Annotated in this window: 13 protein-coding genes; 6 read left to right on the top strand and 7 right to left on the bottom strand. The window is 69.8% G+C overall.

Annotated elements, in window-relative coordinates; genetic code table 11:
- Window positions 1-2: 2 nt before the first annotated feature.
- Window positions 3-2,153, bottom strand: coding sequence for a sulfotransferase (locus ACFWBW_RS17640; protein WP_385373370.1), 2,151 nt, complete (start codon window positions 2,151-2,153; stop codon window positions 3-5).
- Complete coding sequence (locus ACFWBW_RS17635) at window positions 2,150-3,511, bottom strand: 2OG-Fe(II) oxygenase (RefSeq protein ID WP_385373368.1); 1,362 nt, start codon at window positions 3,509-3,511, stop codon at window positions 2,150-2,152. The genes ACFWBW_RS17640 and ACFWBW_RS17635 overlap by 4 nt, the downstream gene beginning before the upstream one ends.
- A 49-nt stretch (window positions 3,512-3,560) precedes the next feature.
- Here ACFWBW_RS17635 and ACFWBW_RS17630 point away from each other — a divergent pair, with 49 nt between their 5' ends.
- A complete protein-coding gene (locus tag ACFWBW_RS17630) occupies window positions 3,561-4,487 on the top strand; it encodes a hypothetical protein (RefSeq protein ID WP_385373366.1) in 927 nt (308 codons plus the stop codon).
- Here the strand turns inward: ACFWBW_RS17630 and ACFWBW_RS17625 are convergent.
- The 4 genes from ACFWBW_RS17625 to ACFWBW_RS17610 form a co-directional block, all read right to left on the bottom strand.
- The gene (locus ACFWBW_RS17625; protein WP_385373364.1) at window positions 4,423-5,247 is read right to left on the bottom strand and encodes a DUF1826 domain-containing protein; all 825 of its coding nucleotides are present in this window, start codon (window positions 5,245-5,247) and stop codon (window positions 4,423-4,425) included. The genes ACFWBW_RS17630 and ACFWBW_RS17625 overlap by 65 nt on opposite strands.
- A gap of 369 nt (window positions 5,248-5,616) precedes the next feature.
- Window positions 5,617-5,871 (bottom strand): hypothetical protein, encoded by a 255-nt coding sequence (locus ACFWBW_RS17620; RefSeq protein ID WP_314616007.1) that lies wholly within the window; start codon window positions 5,869-5,871, stop codon window positions 5,617-5,619.
- 15 nt (window positions 5,872-5,886) lie between these two features.
- Window positions 5,887-8,481 carry a WD40/YVTN/BNR-like repeat-containing protein gene (locus tag ACFWBW_RS17615; RefSeq protein WP_385373362.1) on the bottom strand — a complete coding sequence of 865 codons (2,595 nt, stop codon included), beginning with the start codon at window positions 8,479-8,481 and terminating at the stop codon, window positions 5,887-5,889.
- A 472-nt stretch (window positions 8,482-8,953) separates the two neighbouring features.
- Window positions 8,954-9,574, bottom strand: a complete 621-nt coding sequence (locus tag ACFWBW_RS17610; protein WP_385373360.1) for a LuxR C-terminal-related transcriptional regulator — start codon at window positions 9,572-9,574, stop codon at window positions 8,954-8,956.
- Between the two features lie 360 nt (window positions 9,575-9,934).
- On the opposite strand from ACFWBW_RS17610, the gene ACFWBW_RS17605 reads away from it, so the two are divergent.
- The 4 genes from ACFWBW_RS17605 to ACFWBW_RS17590 all read left to right on the top strand — a co-directional run bounded on the left by ACFWBW_RS17605 (window position 9,935) and on the right by ACFWBW_RS17590 (window position 13,942).
- On the top strand, window positions 9,935-10,651 hold the full coding sequence (locus ACFWBW_RS17605; RefSeq protein WP_385373358.1) for a TSUP family transporter: 717 nt from the start codon (window positions 9,935-9,937) through the stop codon (window positions 10,649-10,651).
- 287 nt (window positions 10,652-10,938) lie between these two features.
- Window positions 10,939-11,622, top strand: a complete 684-nt coding sequence (locus ACFWBW_RS17600; RefSeq protein ID WP_385373356.1) for a hypothetical protein — start codon at window positions 10,939-10,941, stop codon at window positions 11,620-11,622.
- Window positions 11,606-13,153, top strand: a complete 1,548-nt coding sequence (locus ACFWBW_RS17595; RefSeq protein WP_385373354.1) for a hypothetical protein — start codon at window positions 11,606-11,608, stop codon at window positions 13,151-13,153. The genes ACFWBW_RS17600 and ACFWBW_RS17595 overlap by 17 nt, the downstream gene beginning before the upstream one ends.
- Before the next feature lie 486 nt (window positions 13,154-13,639).
- On the top strand, window positions 13,640-13,942 hold the full coding sequence (locus tag ACFWBW_RS17590) for a hypothetical protein (protein ID WP_385373352.1): 303 nt from the start codon (window positions 13,640-13,642) through the stop codon (window positions 13,940-13,942).
- A gap of 435 nt (window positions 13,943-14,377) precedes the next feature.
- On the opposite strand, the gene ACFWBW_RS17585 is transcribed toward ACFWBW_RS17590, so the two are convergent.
- The gene (locus ACFWBW_RS17585) at window positions 14,378-15,154 is read right to left on the bottom strand and encodes an aminotransferase class V-fold PLP-dependent enzyme (protein WP_385373466.1); all 777 of its coding nucleotides are present in this window, start codon (window positions 15,152-15,154) and stop codon (window positions 14,378-14,380) included.
- On the opposite strand from ACFWBW_RS17585, the gene ACFWBW_RS17580 reads away from it, so the two are divergent.
- Window positions 15,139-15,261 carry a hypothetical protein gene (locus ACFWBW_RS17580; protein ID WP_385373481.1) on the top strand — a complete coding sequence of 41 codons (123 nt, stop codon included), beginning with the start codon at window positions 15,139-15,141 and terminating at the stop codon, window positions 15,259-15,261. The two genes, ACFWBW_RS17585 and ACFWBW_RS17580, sit on opposite strands and share 16 nt — an antisense overlap.
- Window positions 15,262-15,414 lie beyond the last annotated feature (153 nt).

Raw genomic sequence — 15,414 nt, 5'->3', positions numbered from 1 at the left:
CTTCAGTACAAGGTCCTGGAGAACTCGGCCGGGACGTAGTGGAACAGCAGGGAGGTGTGGGTGCTCCCGTCGGGCAGCGGCGGCCGCCAGTGCGGTACGCGAGTGCCTCTGAAGAGCACGGCCTCACCCGGACGCTGGAGCACGGAGAGGGACCCCTGAGGGGTGTCGAGGAGCAGTGGCCAGCCGCCCGCGATCTCCGGCCCCGATTCCCCGAGCAACAGGGAGACGGTGTACTCGCACTGCTCGCGGTCGACATGCCGGTCGAGGACGGCGCCGCCGCGGTACGCGGAGACGTACGAGTACGACGGACGCACCGGCCGTCCGGCGAGGCGGCCCACCAGACCGCGGAACTGGTGGTGGAAGAAGCGCGACAGCGACTCGTTGTACCAGCCGTAGCGACCCGTTACCTGAGCGTCCCCGAGCGGCCAGGAGCCGGTCGAGATGAGCCGTTCGTAGTAGTCGAGCAGCGCTTTACGGTGCCCGGGGTGCACCAGGCGGCCCATCCCGCAGACATCGGTGCGCGCGAACTCCTCGGTGGCATCGGCCAGGGCGGCTTCGGCCAGGGCCGCCCGCCGCGCGCGCACCTGCGCCGACCCGAGCGCACCAGCTCCGGCGAGTGCGGCCCGCAGCCGCGCGGGGAACCCGGGCGGCACGGGGCGCCCGGGGGTGAGTTCGCGCACCGCCCAGAAATCCTCGAAGCGGACCCAGAACGGTGCGAGCGCTCCGGTCGCGGGTTCGTCGGTCCACAGGATGGGGCGGCCGGACAGGAACCGGTCCCGGAAGCGGGCCCGGCGTGCCAGTCCGAGGGGGATGGTGACCCCGGCCTGGAGCACCGCGGTCGGATCGAGCACCGCGGTGTCGCGACGGCCCGTGGCCCCGGTGGCCTCGGTGGCACCTGGCGCCTCGGCGTCGACCTCGTCGAGCCAGCAGGCGAAAGAGGGGCGTTGACGGGTGGTCACCGGGGTTGCTCGGGTTTCCCGGGCTACCCGGGTTTCCGGGGTCGTCCCGGAGGCCGCGGTGGACTTGGGCATCGTGGTGCCTCCGTTCGTCAGGCGCCGCACGGTCTCCCGCACGGCGTCGAGCGCCGACGGGTCGAAGCCGGGCGTGTCGCGCCATTTGCCGGGGCGTGGGGGGCTGATCGTCGTGGCGGACAGCGGCAGGTCCCTGCCCTGCGCGGAGGCGGGCAGGCCCAGTACCGCCTCCAGCCACCGGATCGTCCGGGCCGGTGCGCCGCGCAGCTCGGCGTAGTCGACATCGACCCAGGAGACGGCCGGCCGAAGGGGCCTGGCATCCAGGGTCGCTTCCACGGAGGCGGCCCATTGCCGGGCCGCGATCCGCGAGAGGTCGTCGCCGGCCCAGCCCCGCCAGCCAGGTGGCAGCAGGAGGTGCCAGGCCCGCCGGGGCCAGCCGGGCAGGTCGGGGATGTTGACGAAGCCCGGGTGGGTCCATGCCCGCACCATGCTGGCCACGGTGTCGCGGGCGTCGCGGTGCAGGTGGATGACGGTGGCGTCCGGGAACAGCCGCAGCAGGAAGGGGAGCCGCAGGCTGTTCTCCGGGGTCTTCTCCAACAGCCTGGAAGGCACGGCCCGGAAGCCGTCCCGGTCGAGCCGGCGCTGCCCTCGCGCAGGGAACAGATCGGCGAGGAACCCCGCCCGTACCGCCCCTCCCCACACTTCGGCATCCTCGGCGTCCAGTGCGTGCGAGGCGTATCCGCGGGCCGCCGGATGGAGCCCGGGCACGCCCTCGATCACCCCTTCGCTCTCCCCGCCGACCGTCCACAGGGCGGGGTTGCGGGCAAGGGCGTCGAACAGCGCGGTGCTTCCCGAGCGAGGCGGCGAGACGATGATCACGGGCGCCGCGAGCGAGGCCGCCGGGACGGCGCGTACCGGCCCGGTGGCCGGTGTTCCCAGACGGGTCAGCCCGGCGTCCTGCGCCGCGGAGAAGCCCGAAGCCGCCGCGGCCGAGGCGAAGAGGTAGCGTGCGCGCACTCCACGGGCATCGGCGCGCACGCTGCGGGCAAGCAGGTCCGCCACCTCGGGGAAGGGCCCGTGGTGGGTCGCGCGCGCCGCCCGCCCCGCGAGGCCGGACGGGAGCGCCACGTGACCCACCACGGCCCAGGCCGCGCTCTCCCGTCCGTCCTGTCGGCCGCTCACTGCCGGTGGATCCAGCCGGTCACGCTGAACCGGCTGTCGGCGAACGCCTTGCTCGGCACCCGGATGGGCAATACCTCGTGGTCGTGCCGGCTCGGGAAGAACGTCGCGAGATTCGGCCGCGGCACGATCGTCTGGCTCCGGTCCGTGGGGACGATCTGCCCGCCCTCCACGATCGTCTCGAAGACCCGCAGCTCTCCGCCGGAGAACCGGCGCGGCTCGGAGGAGAAGAAGTAGACGAAGGTGAGCTCGCGGGTGTCCCCGCCGTCGCTGTCACGGTGCATGCCGAAGTAGTCCCGGTCGCCGTTGGCCGTCACCTGCAGTTCGATGCGGCCCAGCGGGAACGCCGGGTGGCCCAGCCGGGCCCGCACCGTCTCCAACTGCTCCTTGATGCGCTCCGTGAACAACGCTTCGAAGCGACCGATGCCGTCGAGGACCAGGCTGCTCCGGATCCGTTCGTCCACCACCGCCGGCCCCGTCCCGCGCGGCTGGACCGTGGCCGGCGAGAACTCCGATTCCCTGCCGAGGACGTACGCCAGAAGCTCGTCCTGCTCCGCTTCGGTGAGGAATTCCCGTACGCCCTGCGCGACTTCCGCGATCGCGTCCCTCTCGAACCGGCCCGTACCCGTGGGCACCGATGCCGGCTTGTTGTAGTGGCCGCCCCGCACCAGGCGGGCGATCTCGGACGCGACGGAGACCCGGTCCACCACCCATTCCGCACGCGACCCCAGATAGACCGTGCCGTGAAAGGCCGCGTTGCGCTCGTACACGTCGTCGTCGATCGCGCCCGCGATCACATCGATCGTGTCGGTCCCGGCCAGACCGAGGCTCACCAGCAGCTCGTTGGCCGGTGCACGGTAGGTCAGATAGCGCGCCGCCTCGGTGAGGAAGACGTCCTCCGTACGCTCGAAGCCGACGCGGCGCATGGCCAGGTCGGCCAGCCTCGAGTCCTCGCCGATGAGGTAGTGCACCTCGGCGCCGGGGTCTACGGCCAGCGTCTCCAGCGCCTCCTTGTACAGCGCGGCACACAGTCCCACATTCGTCAGGTCCTCATCGGCGACGTGCACCGGGCTCAGGCCCCAGCAGCCGTCGGAGACCAAGTGCGTCTGCAGGACGGCGACGATGTTGCGTGCGCCCAGGCCCCACGGCGGCCACGGCCGGTCGCGGACGGCGGCGAAGATCTGCGAATCGCCGTCACAGAACAGGGGCAGCACCACCTCGTCCATCAGATGCGGTGCGCCCGTCCGCCGGAAGAACGCGTACAGGGCGGCCTTCGCGGTGTCACTGAGCTCGTCGAAGATCTCGATCCGCGTGCCGCCGTTGCGATCCGTGAAGAAGTCGCGTCTGATGGGCTGGGTCATGGCCTCTCCTGTCATGTCGCTGTGCCGATCCGGGTGTGGAGGAAGACGGGTGGACCTCGCCGCGGGCGCACCTTTTCTGCGGGTGACCGGGCCCGGCGGCGATGCGCTGCCGTGGGTGGTGGTCCGAGCGCCCGTCGTCACGCACGCACAGCACGTGCGACTGACCCAACTGGTCGACGAGGGCTGCCGCTTCGCCGGTGCCACCAGCTACCTGGGTTTCCCGGGGCCGGAATTCCGTGACGAACGCGACTACGGGCTGCTCTGCGAGGCGTGGCTGCACTGCTTCCGGGACCCGGACAGCTTCCTGCCCCCGAACGGACCGCGGGCCCGGGTGAGCGAGTCCGACTTCACCGACCCGCGCCGCGTCGACCCGCACGTCGTGGCACGGGCCCTGCCGCCGGAGCTCGTCGCGGACGTGGTGCACGTATCCGGCGGGGAGCCCTGGCGGCAGCGGGCGAAGAACTGGCCCCTCGCCGCACGCTGCCTGCGCCGGCTGGCCGAGGAGACCAACTTGCGGATCCTGGTCGTCGACGCCCCGCCCGACGCGGAAGCGCCCCCCGGAGTAAGACTGACAGGGCCGCTGGAGTGGCCGCTGCTGCTGGCCGCGATCGCCGCCGCGCGCTGCCTCTTCGTACCGGCCGTCCTCGACGCGTCGCCAAGGGTGCTCGCCGAAGCGCTCTGCCTCGATGTGCCCGTCGTCGTCAATCGGGCGATCCTCGGCGGCTGGCAGTACGTCAACCCCTTCACCGGGGCCTTCTTCGACGGCGCGCACGACGTGGTGCCGGCCGTCCTCCAGGTGATCGGTTCCGCAGGCCGGCCGAGGGCCTGGTTCATGGCGCATCACGGGCCGGCCCGCGCGGGCGCGCGGGTGCTCCGATTGCTGCGTTCCCTGGACCCGTCGCTGCCCGACCTCACCCACGTGCTGGTGACCCCCGACCGGGGCGCGCGGAAACACGCTCTGCCGGGGACACGTTGAGAACCAGCCTGGGACTGCCGTGCATCGGCGACCGGTGAATCCATACGTCGGTCACGGGATGCGGCGACCAGTGGCGCCGTACGTCGATGTGTCTGAAGTAGACGGTCGCGTCGCGCGGCACCCGGTGAACGGGGGCGTGGGGCCGCAGGAACGAGGGTGATTCGTCCATGGCAACCAACTGGTCGAGCAGCGAATCGACGGGTGCGTCGCCGCAGGCCCCTGGGCCCGCCCGCCGCGACAGCCGCTCCCTGCGGGACAGGTAGGTGTAGAAGTCCGCCATGCTCAGCACGTCGTCGCCGGCCACGTACTCGGTCGTCGGACCGTTGTAGACCCGTACGGCACCGATCGTCGGCGCCTGCGGCGGCACTGTGTCGACGTGGAACCCACAGCGGCGGGTGGGGGGCTCGGTGAACACCCGCACCATCACGCGCGCCACGTCCGCCGCGGCCATGACCTGTTCCACCATCCCCGTCATGTCGTCCAGGAGCGGGCGCGCGACCGCCCCGGCGGTATCGGCCAGGGCGGTGCGGGACCAGCGGGCGAATACGTCGAGGGAGACCGCGTTCAGTGTCGTACGGGGGATGACCAGCTGCTGCGTGACCACCAGATTGGCCAACTCGTCGAGCCAGTGGGGGTGTTCATCCCTGGCGACGATGACCGCGCTCAGTCCGGGGTCCGTCAGCCGCGCGACGTCACGTGCCGTGGAGCCGTGAAGAACACCTGCGGGGAACATCTCCCCGTTCCTGAGGATTGGGACCACGGTTCGCAGCGTAGTCACCGACCCTGCCGGAGGTGGTGCGACAGGCAAGGCCCGAGGTGCGACCACCCGTTTGGCTCAGATGCCGGTTCCGGTCCCCTCATACCGACGCAATGGTCACATCGAGGGGGCCGCGCCGGCCGACAGATCGGTGGCGGTTCCCGACGGGTCGGATGCATAGGACTGGTCGGAGGATGCCGGCGGGGGTCCGCCAGGGGCGCCGGAGTTCGGAGCAGGACCCATGTCGACTCCGGATACGGGCTCCGGCCTCGGCACTGGAGGGGGACAGTCCTGGGACGACGGCTGCTCTGCGGCGCCGTCGATCTCGATGGTGATGCGCATGGCTCGGCCCTTCCGTTGCGGGTGTGGGGTTCAGTTCAGAACGGCGTATCTGGCCTCGTAGGTCATGGTGGCCGCCGTGAGGTTCTTCACGGTGATCCAGTACGTCACATAGCCGGCCTCGTAGCGCTCGACGGCCACGTCCCAGTCCACCTGGGGCGCACCGGCCTGCGGGTTGGTCGGGACCAGGTACCAGACGACGTGCCAGGAGGCCGGCCATCCGTAGGTGAACAGACGTACGCTGGCGTTGGCCCCGAGCGATCCGGTGTAATGAACGTTGGTCCACATCGCGCTTCTCCGGGTTCAGTAGCGGCTGAGGATGGCGAACCGGCCCTCGAAGGCGACCGGGATCGTTGTGAGGTTGGTGACGGAGACCCAGTACGTGAGGTACTCGGCGTCCCCTCGCTCCACCTGTACTTGCCACCTCATCTCCTCGGCACCTGGACGGAGCGTGGTGGGCATGACCGTCCACAGGACGTGCCAGGTGGCGGGCCAGCCCCAGGTGAAGAAGCGCCGGGTCGAGTTCGCCGCGACGGTACCCGTCCACTGGACGCCGCATACGGGCTGAGTCATCCAGCCGTCCACCGGAATCTCCCAGACACCCCGGTTGCGCAGCCCGGCCCGAAGCACTCTGGCGTGCCGGTGGTACAGCAGGTCTCCGACGAACGCGTTGGGCAAGCCGCTGGAGAAGCTCTGCCAGGAGGCACCACCGTCCAGGGTCTGGTAGACGCCGAGATCGGCGGCGACCCAGACGCGGTCTCGGTTGCCCGGGTGTACCTCGACGGCGTTCAGCGGCAGATTGGGGAGCGCGGCCGTGCGGTCCACCCAGGTCGTGCCCCCGTCGGTCGATCGCCAGGCCCGGCCGCCGTTGCGGGTCGAGTGGGTCACCCACATGCGGCTTTGATCGGTCGGATCGACGTGGATGTCGCTGACCCAGGCGTTGGCGCGGGGTGTCGTGAGCGCGGTGAGCGTGCCCCATGCGGTCCCGTTCCATCGCGTGACGAACAGACGGCCGTCGATGGTGCCGACGTAGACCTGGTCTGCCGTCGGGATGTACATGGCGCTGGCTGTGGCTGCCGTGGGGTATGCCAGCCGTGTCCAGTTGGTGCAGTTGTCGCGGGACACGTAGAGGGCTCCGCCGCCTTGGGCAACCGTGTTGCCATTGGTGGCGCTGGCCTCGACCGGTGGATAGAAGAGTGCCACTTCCCCGGAAGGGATCGTCGGCGGAAGCCAGGCCCAGCTGAGCCAGTCTCCACGCGAGGTGGAACGCTCTAGGCCCATGCCGTAGAAGGTGTGGAACACGGTGCGCGGGTCGGTGCGGTTGACCGCGCAGTCGCCGCCGTCACCGTCCTGTGAGTGCAGCCAGGTCGGCGAACCGGTCCAGCGCTCGGTGCCGTTGTCCTGCGTGCCTCCGAGGAGCCAGCGCGACGAGCCCAGATCCTGTGCGAGGTACTCGAACTCGGTTATTTCCAGACCGTTGTTGAGGTGCTGCCAGGTGACGCCCCGGTCCGGGCTGCGGTACAGCCCGCCGTCGTTGCCGATGTAGACCACCTGGGGCTGGCCCGGTTCGAAGGCGATGGCGTGCTGGTCGGGGTGTATGGACTGGCCCGGGGAGGGCTTGCTCGCTATGTCCGTCCAGGTCCAGGTGGTCCCGGAGAGTTCGCCGCGGTGGGCGCTGATGGCGCCGCAGTAGATCTGGCCCGCGTTGTCCGGGGCGACGGCCAGGAACCAGTCGTACCAGGCCTGTCCGACGTTCACCCCGGTAGGAGCACCGATCGAGGTCCAGGTGCCCCCAGCACGTCGCGCCAGGTACGCCGTGGATCCGGAAGCGCCCCACGCGTAGGCGACGGTGGGGTCGGACGGGGAGAGGGCTGCGGCGAGCCTGCTGAAGCTCGCCGGTGCGCTCGGCATGGTCACGGCGGTCCAGGTGACGCCGTTGTCAGCGGACCTGAACAAGCCGTCCTGACATGCGGCGAGTACCTCGGCCCCGGAAGGGGCCACCGAGATCGTCCAGGTCCTCGCGGTGCGGCGCTGTATCCACGTCGCACCGGAGTCCGTGGAGACGTAGAGGCCGTTCGTCGTCGCGGCGTAGACCCGTGTGGGGGTAACCCGGTCGAATTCCAGGTCGTAGAACCCCTGGCCGACGAACGGATCGGTGCACAGGGGTGCCCAGGTGAGTCCGCCGTTGGTGGACCGAAGCACTCCTGTACCAAAATTGGCCCACCAGTCTCCTTCGCCCGTCCCCGCGAGGACGGTCGCCGGCGTGGTCGGATGGAAGGCGATGGCTCCCGTGGTGAGGGTCGCCGCGTGGTCGGTGCGCGGAGCCCAGGACAGCCCGCGGTTGCGGCTTTCCCAGATTCCGCCGTGGGCCCCTCCGGCCAGCAGGTGGTTGGCGTTTGCGGGGTCGACGGCCACGGACGAGACGCGGCCCGAGGCGTTGATCCGGCTGGCGCCGTAGGTCTGCCCGTTCGGTATCGTCCACGGCCCGAGAGAGCGCCAGGCGGGACCGGTGGGGCTCGGCGGGGTCAGGGACAACGTCTCCGCCACGGCCATGTAGTTCGCGGCGAGTTGTTCCAGCCCCTCCCCGGGAGGAGGTGGTCCTCCGCCGCCGTTCGGCGGGGGTGCACCGTACTGCTCGTTGCCGCCGTCACCGTCACCGTCACCGTCGTTTTGACCGGAGGAGGATCCGGAACCGCCTTGCGGGCCGGCCACGCTGGCGAGCAGGGCTTGCGCCGCGGTCCGGTCCATGTCCGGGAGCGCGAGGGTGGCGGCCTCCACGGCTTCTTCCGGCCGGCCGATGCGGGCCAGTTCTAGCATCAGCCGCGCCAATGCCTTCCCGCCGGGGAAGTCTTGGTGTTCGGACGCTTGGAGTGTTGTGTCCTGGGGCTTCCCATGCATGGCTGATCTCCTCGTGCCGTCAAGGTCGCGCACTACGGCTTGGCCCGATGGTCATCGGGAGGCTCCGAAGGAGAGGCCGGGTCTGATTCGGCCGCGCAGTTGTCGGCCTCCTCCGGCGTGGCCTCACCGTCCTCTTCGCCGGTGTCCTCATCCCTTTGCCGCCTGGCCCGCAGAAACTCCTCCCTTCGGCGTGCCGCGCGGTCGTCTTCCGCGTCGTCTGAAGCGCCAACCGGTTTGCGTATCAACTCGGCCTCCCCGCTGCGGTGCGGACGAAGGAGAAGAATGACCCCGGGGAAACACCCCTTGAACCAGCGGGGCGAAGGGCGCGGGGCGCAACGGGGTCAGGGTAGTGAAATCCCGAACGGGACAGCCGTCGCTCAGCGCGTTGTTGCCTCTCGGCCGTCTGAGTTCAGTGTTCGTGAGGATCTTTGTTCTGCCAAGGACCTAATCACCCAGTGCCTGGTGGGTAGATCTACCCCTGCCCGGGCGGGGGTGGGACGAGGCTGTACTCGATGGCGAAGCGAGTGAGATCGGCTCTCCGCCGGCCGCCGATCTTGTCGCGGAGCCGGTCCAGATGCGAATGCACCGTATGTTCGCTGATTCCGAGCAGGACGGCGATCTCCCGGTCAGTGTCGCCGCTGGCCACCCGCCCCAGGATCTCCCGCTCCCGGTCGGTGAGGTGGAGCGGCGCCACCAGCAGGTGTACGGCGAGCGGGGCTGGTACGTAGGTTTCACCCGAAGCCACGGCCCGGATGGCGGACACCAACTCGGACTGCTCGGCCTGGCTGTCCAGACAGCCACGGGCGCCCGCTCGGATCACCGGAACGAGGTCGATGCGCGTGGAGGCCGAGACGACGATGACCGCATAGCCGTGCTCGCAGAGCCGGGCGACGGTACGGGCGAGCTCGGAAGTGGTCAGCCGGAGGTTGAGCACCACCATGCCGGCGTCGGGCTGCCTGTCGTCGAATTCCTTGATGGACGATATGGCCGCGACCAGGAGGAGGTCCGGTTCGGTATTGATCAGTTGAACGATGCCGAGCCGAAAGAGCGCGCAGTCTCCTACGGCCACAACACGCCTCAGGTCAGCACCCATCTGAAACCTTCAGTCGTGGGGATGGTAGCGGCAATGCGATGGATTCCCTCGGTGTGGAAAAATTGCTTGCGTGACAGCATCGCCACAGATCGGCGGGCTGGGCACATTCGAAATGCCGGGTCACTCATACGGGAGAAAGCGAAACGATTCCCTCGGCCCGATTGGAGTAGCTCTCCCCGCATGTGGATTCCCGCCCCGGCGGTTTCAGGGTGAACAGGCCGCAGTCGAACGGAAATCACCTGCGCAGGGCAGCCTGTCACCCCGGCTCCCGCCCCTGTGGCGAATCAGCGCAGAGCGTTCCATCGTGGAGAGGGGGAACACACCGCTCTGTCTTGGGGACCGACCGATTGAGGAGCACCGATGGAGCCATACCTGCTTCCGGTCGTATTCGTGGCGGTCGCCGCCGCGTTCACGCTCTCCGCCTCGGCCGGGTTCGGGGGCAGTCTGATCCTCGTGCCGACACTGGCCCTCGTGCTCGGCACGAAGTCCGGGGTGGCAATGGCGGCGCTGCTTCTCGCCGCCAACAACGTGGTCAAGGTCTTCGCCTACCGGGAGACCCTGCCGTACCGCAAAGCGGTCCCCGTGATCGTGCTCGTCGGCGCCGGAACGTTTCTGGGGGCGAAGTTGCTCGTCTCGGCACCCGAACGAGCGGTGACGATCGCGGTCATCCTGAGCTTCGTGGTCGCGTTCCTGGTGGAGTCCCTGGACCTCACCCGCTTCAGACGGCTCGGATCCCCGTTGCTGGCGTTCGCGTCAGGCGCGACATCCGGTTTCAGTGGCACGTCCGGACCCCTCAAGGGGCTGGCGGTCCGTGGCTTGGACTTGGACCGCCTTCACCTCGTGGGTGCGCTGTCCATGGCCTCACTCGTAGGGGACGTGACCAAGACGGCGGTCTGGACGGACGCGGCGTTGCTCAACGGCGGGGACTATCTCATCGCCCTGGTGTGCGTGCCGCTGATGCTGGTCGCGACGTTCATGGGAAGACGGTTCAACAAGAAGATCGGTGAACGCGGTTACACCGGGCTGTTCTGGACCGTCATGGTGGGCTATACAGGCCGCCTGCTAGCCGGCCTGTGAGATCGCCCGCACCGGCCGCGGCCCCACGCGGTGCGGCGGTTCGGGCTACGGTACGGGGCTGGGATGGGGCGAGGCGTCGGGGCGAACTCGCACGCGTTATAGGCCCGTTGATGGGTACCCGCGCAGCACACCGTCAGGCGGCCACCGCCGGAGAGGGCCCCTGATAACGATCACGGAGTCACCCGGCAACAAGTCCATCCCCACGCCGGCGCAGTTCGGACGGACGGTCGAAGCGCTGACCTCCAAGGGCGCCGCCGTCAAGGAACCGGTCCGCGCGACGGCTTCCCGTGCCAGACGGCTCGACGGAGACGTACCCTCGACTCCATGCGGGGGAAGGCCGCAGCTGCGCGGTCTTCCACGAGGTGGTCGTCTTCGCCGACTGCTGCCGTACGTACTTCCGCCAGGTGGAGCCGTCCACGGTGGGGTTCGACCTGTGCAAACCGGGGGAACGGGTGCGCACCCTGGTGGGGTACGCGGCCGGACCGAACGATCCGGCGTACGAGGAGCGGGAGCTGGCCATCCCGCCCGACGAGCGGCGGGGCTATTCCACCCGGGCCCTCGTGGAAGGCCTGCGCCGCGCGAACAGGAACCCCGCCTTCAACGCCGTCACCTCCGTCACTCTCGCCGAATACGTCGCGACTGCGGTGCTGGAGGCCACCCGGGAAAGGCCGGTGCCGCAGCACTCGGAGATGTATTCGGATGCCGGGCATCCCATCGTCTTCAGCAGTGCCGGGGACCAGGAGAAGTGCATGGTGACCATTGGCTTCCCCGCCGGCTGGACAGAGCCGGTGGATCTCCTCCAGGGCACCGTGCGGGTCGCCTCCTACGATCCGACGGCCGGCCCGTGGGCCCTCCCCCTCGCGCCGGGAGCGTACGCCGTCGTGCTCCGCAGCACGTTCGACGGGGCGCGCTTCGCCGGTGGCGGCATGTTCATGGCATCCATTGGAGGCAGCTGTGTCATTCAGCTCTGAACCGGCCACGCTCACGCTGTCCAGTCAGGTCCCGAACACACTGCTCAGCGTGTTCGACGGCGCGCTCCGGCCGATCGCCTCCAAGGAGGGCGAGCTGAGGATGTCCCTGGAGCCCGGCGTCTACCGGATCCAGGGCAGGGTGGGCAGTGCCGAGAACACGCAGCTGATCATGCTGGCGCCCGGCGCGGAGGAACACCGTGACCTGACGGTGGAGTTCGCCGTCGGCGCCCCGGCGAACGGCACCCGGACCGTCAACGAGACCCACGGTGAACTGACACGCCGCCTCAGCTCCGTGCTCGCGGCCGGTGCGGGCCCCGAATCGGGCGCGGTACTGATCCTGCGCACCCTGCGCGACTCCCCCCAAGCTCCACTGGACGGGGACTTGGCCGTCCTACTCGACTCGCGGCTGCGCCCGGTGTCCGAGTGGAGCTCGGAGTGGATACCCGATCCCACCCACGGGACCGCGATCGGGCGGTGCGGTCGTCTGACTCCGGGGCCCTATCTCCTGCGCACCGGCCGCACCGCGTATCCGGGGTCGGTGCCGGGCGCCGCGGAAGACCGTACGGAGACCTACCCGGGATCCGTCGTGGAGGGAAGCTGGACGGAGTGGACAGACCAGACGGTCTGGCTGTGCGCCGGCTGGCAGACCCTCGTGTTCCTCCCCAACACCCTCAGCGGTCCGGACCCGAGAGGCGCTTCGGTCCACATGGTTCCCCTGGGCGAGGTCTGGGAGCCCTGGGATCCCACGGCAGTGGAGGTCGAGGCCGCGCTGGCAGGGCTGCGGGACGGAGTGATGCCCGCCCCGGAGGCGATCGATGAGCTCGCCAACGAGAAGGATGCCAATCCCATGCTGGCGATCCTCGCCCTGCACCGGGAGCGGGACCGGTGGAAGCCGTCGAAGGCCTACACGAGGGTGGTCCGCGGGCTGCTGGACCGGCTGCGGCCGGCGCATCCGGACGTCCTGGCCGCCGCGGCCCGGCTGACACCGATGACGGTGCCGTGGCCGCCCATGCTCCGTTCCGCGTACCGGCACTGCCTGCTGCCCGCCGATGCCGAGGACGGCCGGGTGCTGCCCGCGGGCAGCCCGGCGGAGCGGGTGGCGGCGGCCCTGCGTCCCTCCCGGGCGTGGCTCCAGTGGGCCGCGACCCAGGACCTGTTGACGGGCCGCTACGCCGAGCAAGCGATTCCGTGGGAGACGTGGGGGCCGGGCGCGTACGAGCTCGACGAACGGGGCGGTCGGGCGGCGGAGGCGGTGAGCGGCTCGGCACTGGAAGAACCGGCGCCCGAAGCGGACCCGTACCGCGCGCCGAGCCCCGAGGTGGTGCAGGCCCCGGGGACGGCCGTGAACCGGGTGTCCAGGGCCGTGAACGAGATCGCAGCCCTGCAGAAGATGAAGGACTGGCAGGCCGTGGAACGTCTCGGCAGCCGGAAGCTGGCCCGCCGCTTCAAGCTTCCGGAGGAGCTGGTACTCGCCGCACTGCGCGACCTCGGCCTCGACGACCGGACGGCGGGGACCGGACCGGAGCGATGACTCGCGGCCCCGGGGGTCAGGCGGCGAGCCGCCGGGTCCGCGCCCACTCGATCTGTACGCCGACCCCCTTGGTTCGCTCGCGTCCAAGCCGAGGCGCAGCTCAACGTGACTCCGGCAAGACAGCTGCGCCAACCAGCTCACGTACGACCAAGACCCGGACCATTCCCGGACCACACCACCTACCGGAAGCAGCACGAGAGTCGTTTTCGTGGCACGACGCAACGGGACGGCTCGGCTCTGCAGGGTGCCGTGGGTGTGGGCACGCCCTTTGTGCCCCAACGCTTTCATCACGTGGTCCGCAGGACCATTGTGACGGCGGCCGCGCGCATGGCCTGATACGCCAACTCACTCCAGAGTGGAGGGGACCGGTTACCCGGTGGGCTGGTCTGGGCTGCACATAACCTGCCTGATCCAGCGCCCCCAGGCCCGTCCAGGCAGGGGGCGCGTACGATCCTCGGGCGCGACACCGACCCGAAGGACCAGCCCATGCCCACCACCGCCACGTTCCTCTCCGACGGCACCCGCCGCGAAGTCACCCTCGCCCAGGTCCAGCAGGCCGCAGCTGAACTGGTGCCCGCGCACAGCTGCACGTTCAGCAAGAATCAGGCTTGGTTCGCGCTCGTCGGCGGGGGCCTGCACTACGTTGTCGCCCTCCTGAAGAAGGCCACCGGTTACCAGCCCTCCACCGCCGAGACGGCCCGCCTTGCGCTGCACGACCTCGGCTTCCCCGTTCTGGCCCTCGCGTACGGCAGTCTCCTCACCGACGGGCATCCCGCCCACCGCGAATAGCCCGGCAGACCGAGCAGCTGGCCGTCCGTGGCGAGAGTCGACAGCTACCCCCGCAACGCCTGAACGGACACGCGATAGCCCGGTCCCCGGTGGGTGACCGTTTCGTCGTGAACCGCAACCTGTTCATGGCCCCTCTGCGCAAGGACCCGGGCCTAGCACCGGCGTTCGAGCCCACGATTCCCAGCGCCGACCTCAAGGCACTGGAACGCGATGCGCTCTACCGGTACACCCTCGCCGGGGCGCACCTCCTGAACAAAACCAACCGCCCGGACGGCGAGAGGATCTGGGGCGTGGCTCGCCGCCAAGAGCGCTACCCCAAGGGGCTGGACGCCGAGAGCTGGAACGAGCTGACGCGCGCAGTGCCGTGCTTCACCTGCCCGGCCAGACAGGGTGAGCCGTGCTCCGAGAACGGCAAGACCTGGTCGGTGAATCACCTCACCCGTTCTGCTGCCTTCGCCCGCCTGGACTGGGTGCTGCGGAACACCGACGAGATCTTGGCGGTCGGCGAGAAATTCGTGGAGACCCACGGGCGGTCGCACAACTCGGTGAAGGTGATCGCCTCGCTGGTGAGCGAGGCGAGGAAGTCCCGGCCCGATGCGCACCTGCTGCTGCGGGAGATGTCCCGCCTGGACGAAGAGGCTGTTGCCGCCACCGCCGAGACCATCCGCGCAGGCCGCCGCAGGGGAGCCCGCCCGCGGCCAGCCCCGTCAGGACCGCGGGGGCGCGTTCGACCTCGGCCTCTGTGTTGTAGTAGTGCGGCGACAACCGGACCAGGGGGTGGACGCCACACACCTCGGTGTCGAACTGGTCCTGGAGCGCGTCGGTCGTGCTGACGCTGATGCCGTGCCCGGCCAGGGCGGCCGCGACCGCGGAGGTCGGCATTCCGGCGACGGTGCAGGTCACGATCGCGCACCGCTCCCGGCCCTGGTCGTACGTCGTGACGCCCGGTACGGAGTCCAGCGCGCCGCGCAGCCGCGCTCGAGCGCGGACGCCCGGTCTCCGCGGGGCCCAGGTCGAGGGCTTGTTGTACGGCGGCGCCCAGCCCCAGCCCGACCGACTGGGTGGCGTCGAGCAGATAGGGGACCCCCGGCGGCCCGGGGGATCTCCCCGGTGCGCTGCGCGACCTCGACCGCCTCGTGCGCGCCCCGTGAAGCGTTTGGCGGAGATTTGGGGAAACGATGGCGGCCCTCGCCAGGATGGACACGTCCGCATCACCCACTGATGTGAAGGAGATTCCCATGAAGAAGATCCAGGTCCGCAAGGCCGGTCCGGTCCGTCTGACCTCCTCGGCGTGCGACGTCTACACCAACCCGAGCTGATCCTGGCTGAGTTGAGCCCCGACACCTGATCGGCCGGGGCCCGGGGGAGGGGGGGGGGAGGGCGAGAGCATCAAAACGCAGTCTCCCTCCTACAGCATCCACCACACTCCCCCACGGACTAAACCCCCTACCAACTCCCTCCCGTAAACGCAC

This window comes from Streptomyces sp. NPDC059957, assembly GCF_042730015.1.
Lineage (GTDB): Bacteria > Actinomycetota > Actinomycetes > Streptomycetales > Streptomycetaceae > Streptomyces.
The sequence above is the reverse complement of the archived record's forward strand: the minus strand, read 5'-3'. Positions and strand labels throughout refer to the sequence as shown.

Coding starts and splice junctions, on each gene's coding strand:
- ACFWBW_RS17635 (WP_385373368.1), bottom strand. CDS start 3,511: ATGACCCAGCCCATCAGACGCGACTTCTTCACGGATCGCAACGGCGGC.
- ACFWBW_RS17620 (WP_314616007.1), bottom strand. CDS start 5,871: ATGTGGACCAACGTTCATTACACCGGATCGCTCGGGGCCAACGCCAGC.
- ACFWBW_RS17615 (WP_385373362.1), bottom strand. CDS start 8,481: ATGCATGGGAAGCCCCAGGACACAACACTCCAAGCGTCCGAACACCAA.
- ACFWBW_RS17610 (WP_385373360.1), bottom strand. CDS start 9,574: ATGGGTGCTGACCTGAGGCGTGTTGTGGCCGTAGGAGACTGCGCGCTC.
- ACFWBW_RS17605 (WP_385373358.1), top strand. CDS start 9,935: ATGGAGCCATACCTGCTTCCGGTCGTATTCGTGGCGGTCGCCGCCGCG.
- ACFWBW_RS17590 (WP_385373352.1), top strand. CDS start 13,640: ATGCCCACCACCGCCACGTTCCTCTCCGACGGCACCCGCCGCGAAGTC.
- ACFWBW_RS17580 (WP_385373481.1), top strand. CDS start 15,139: ATGGACACGTCCGCATCACCCACTGATGTGAAGGAGATTCCCATGAAG.
- ACFWBW_RS17585 (WP_385373466.1), bottom strand. CDS start 15,154: ATGCGGACGTGTCCATCCTGGCGAGGGCCGCCATCGTTTCCCCAAATC.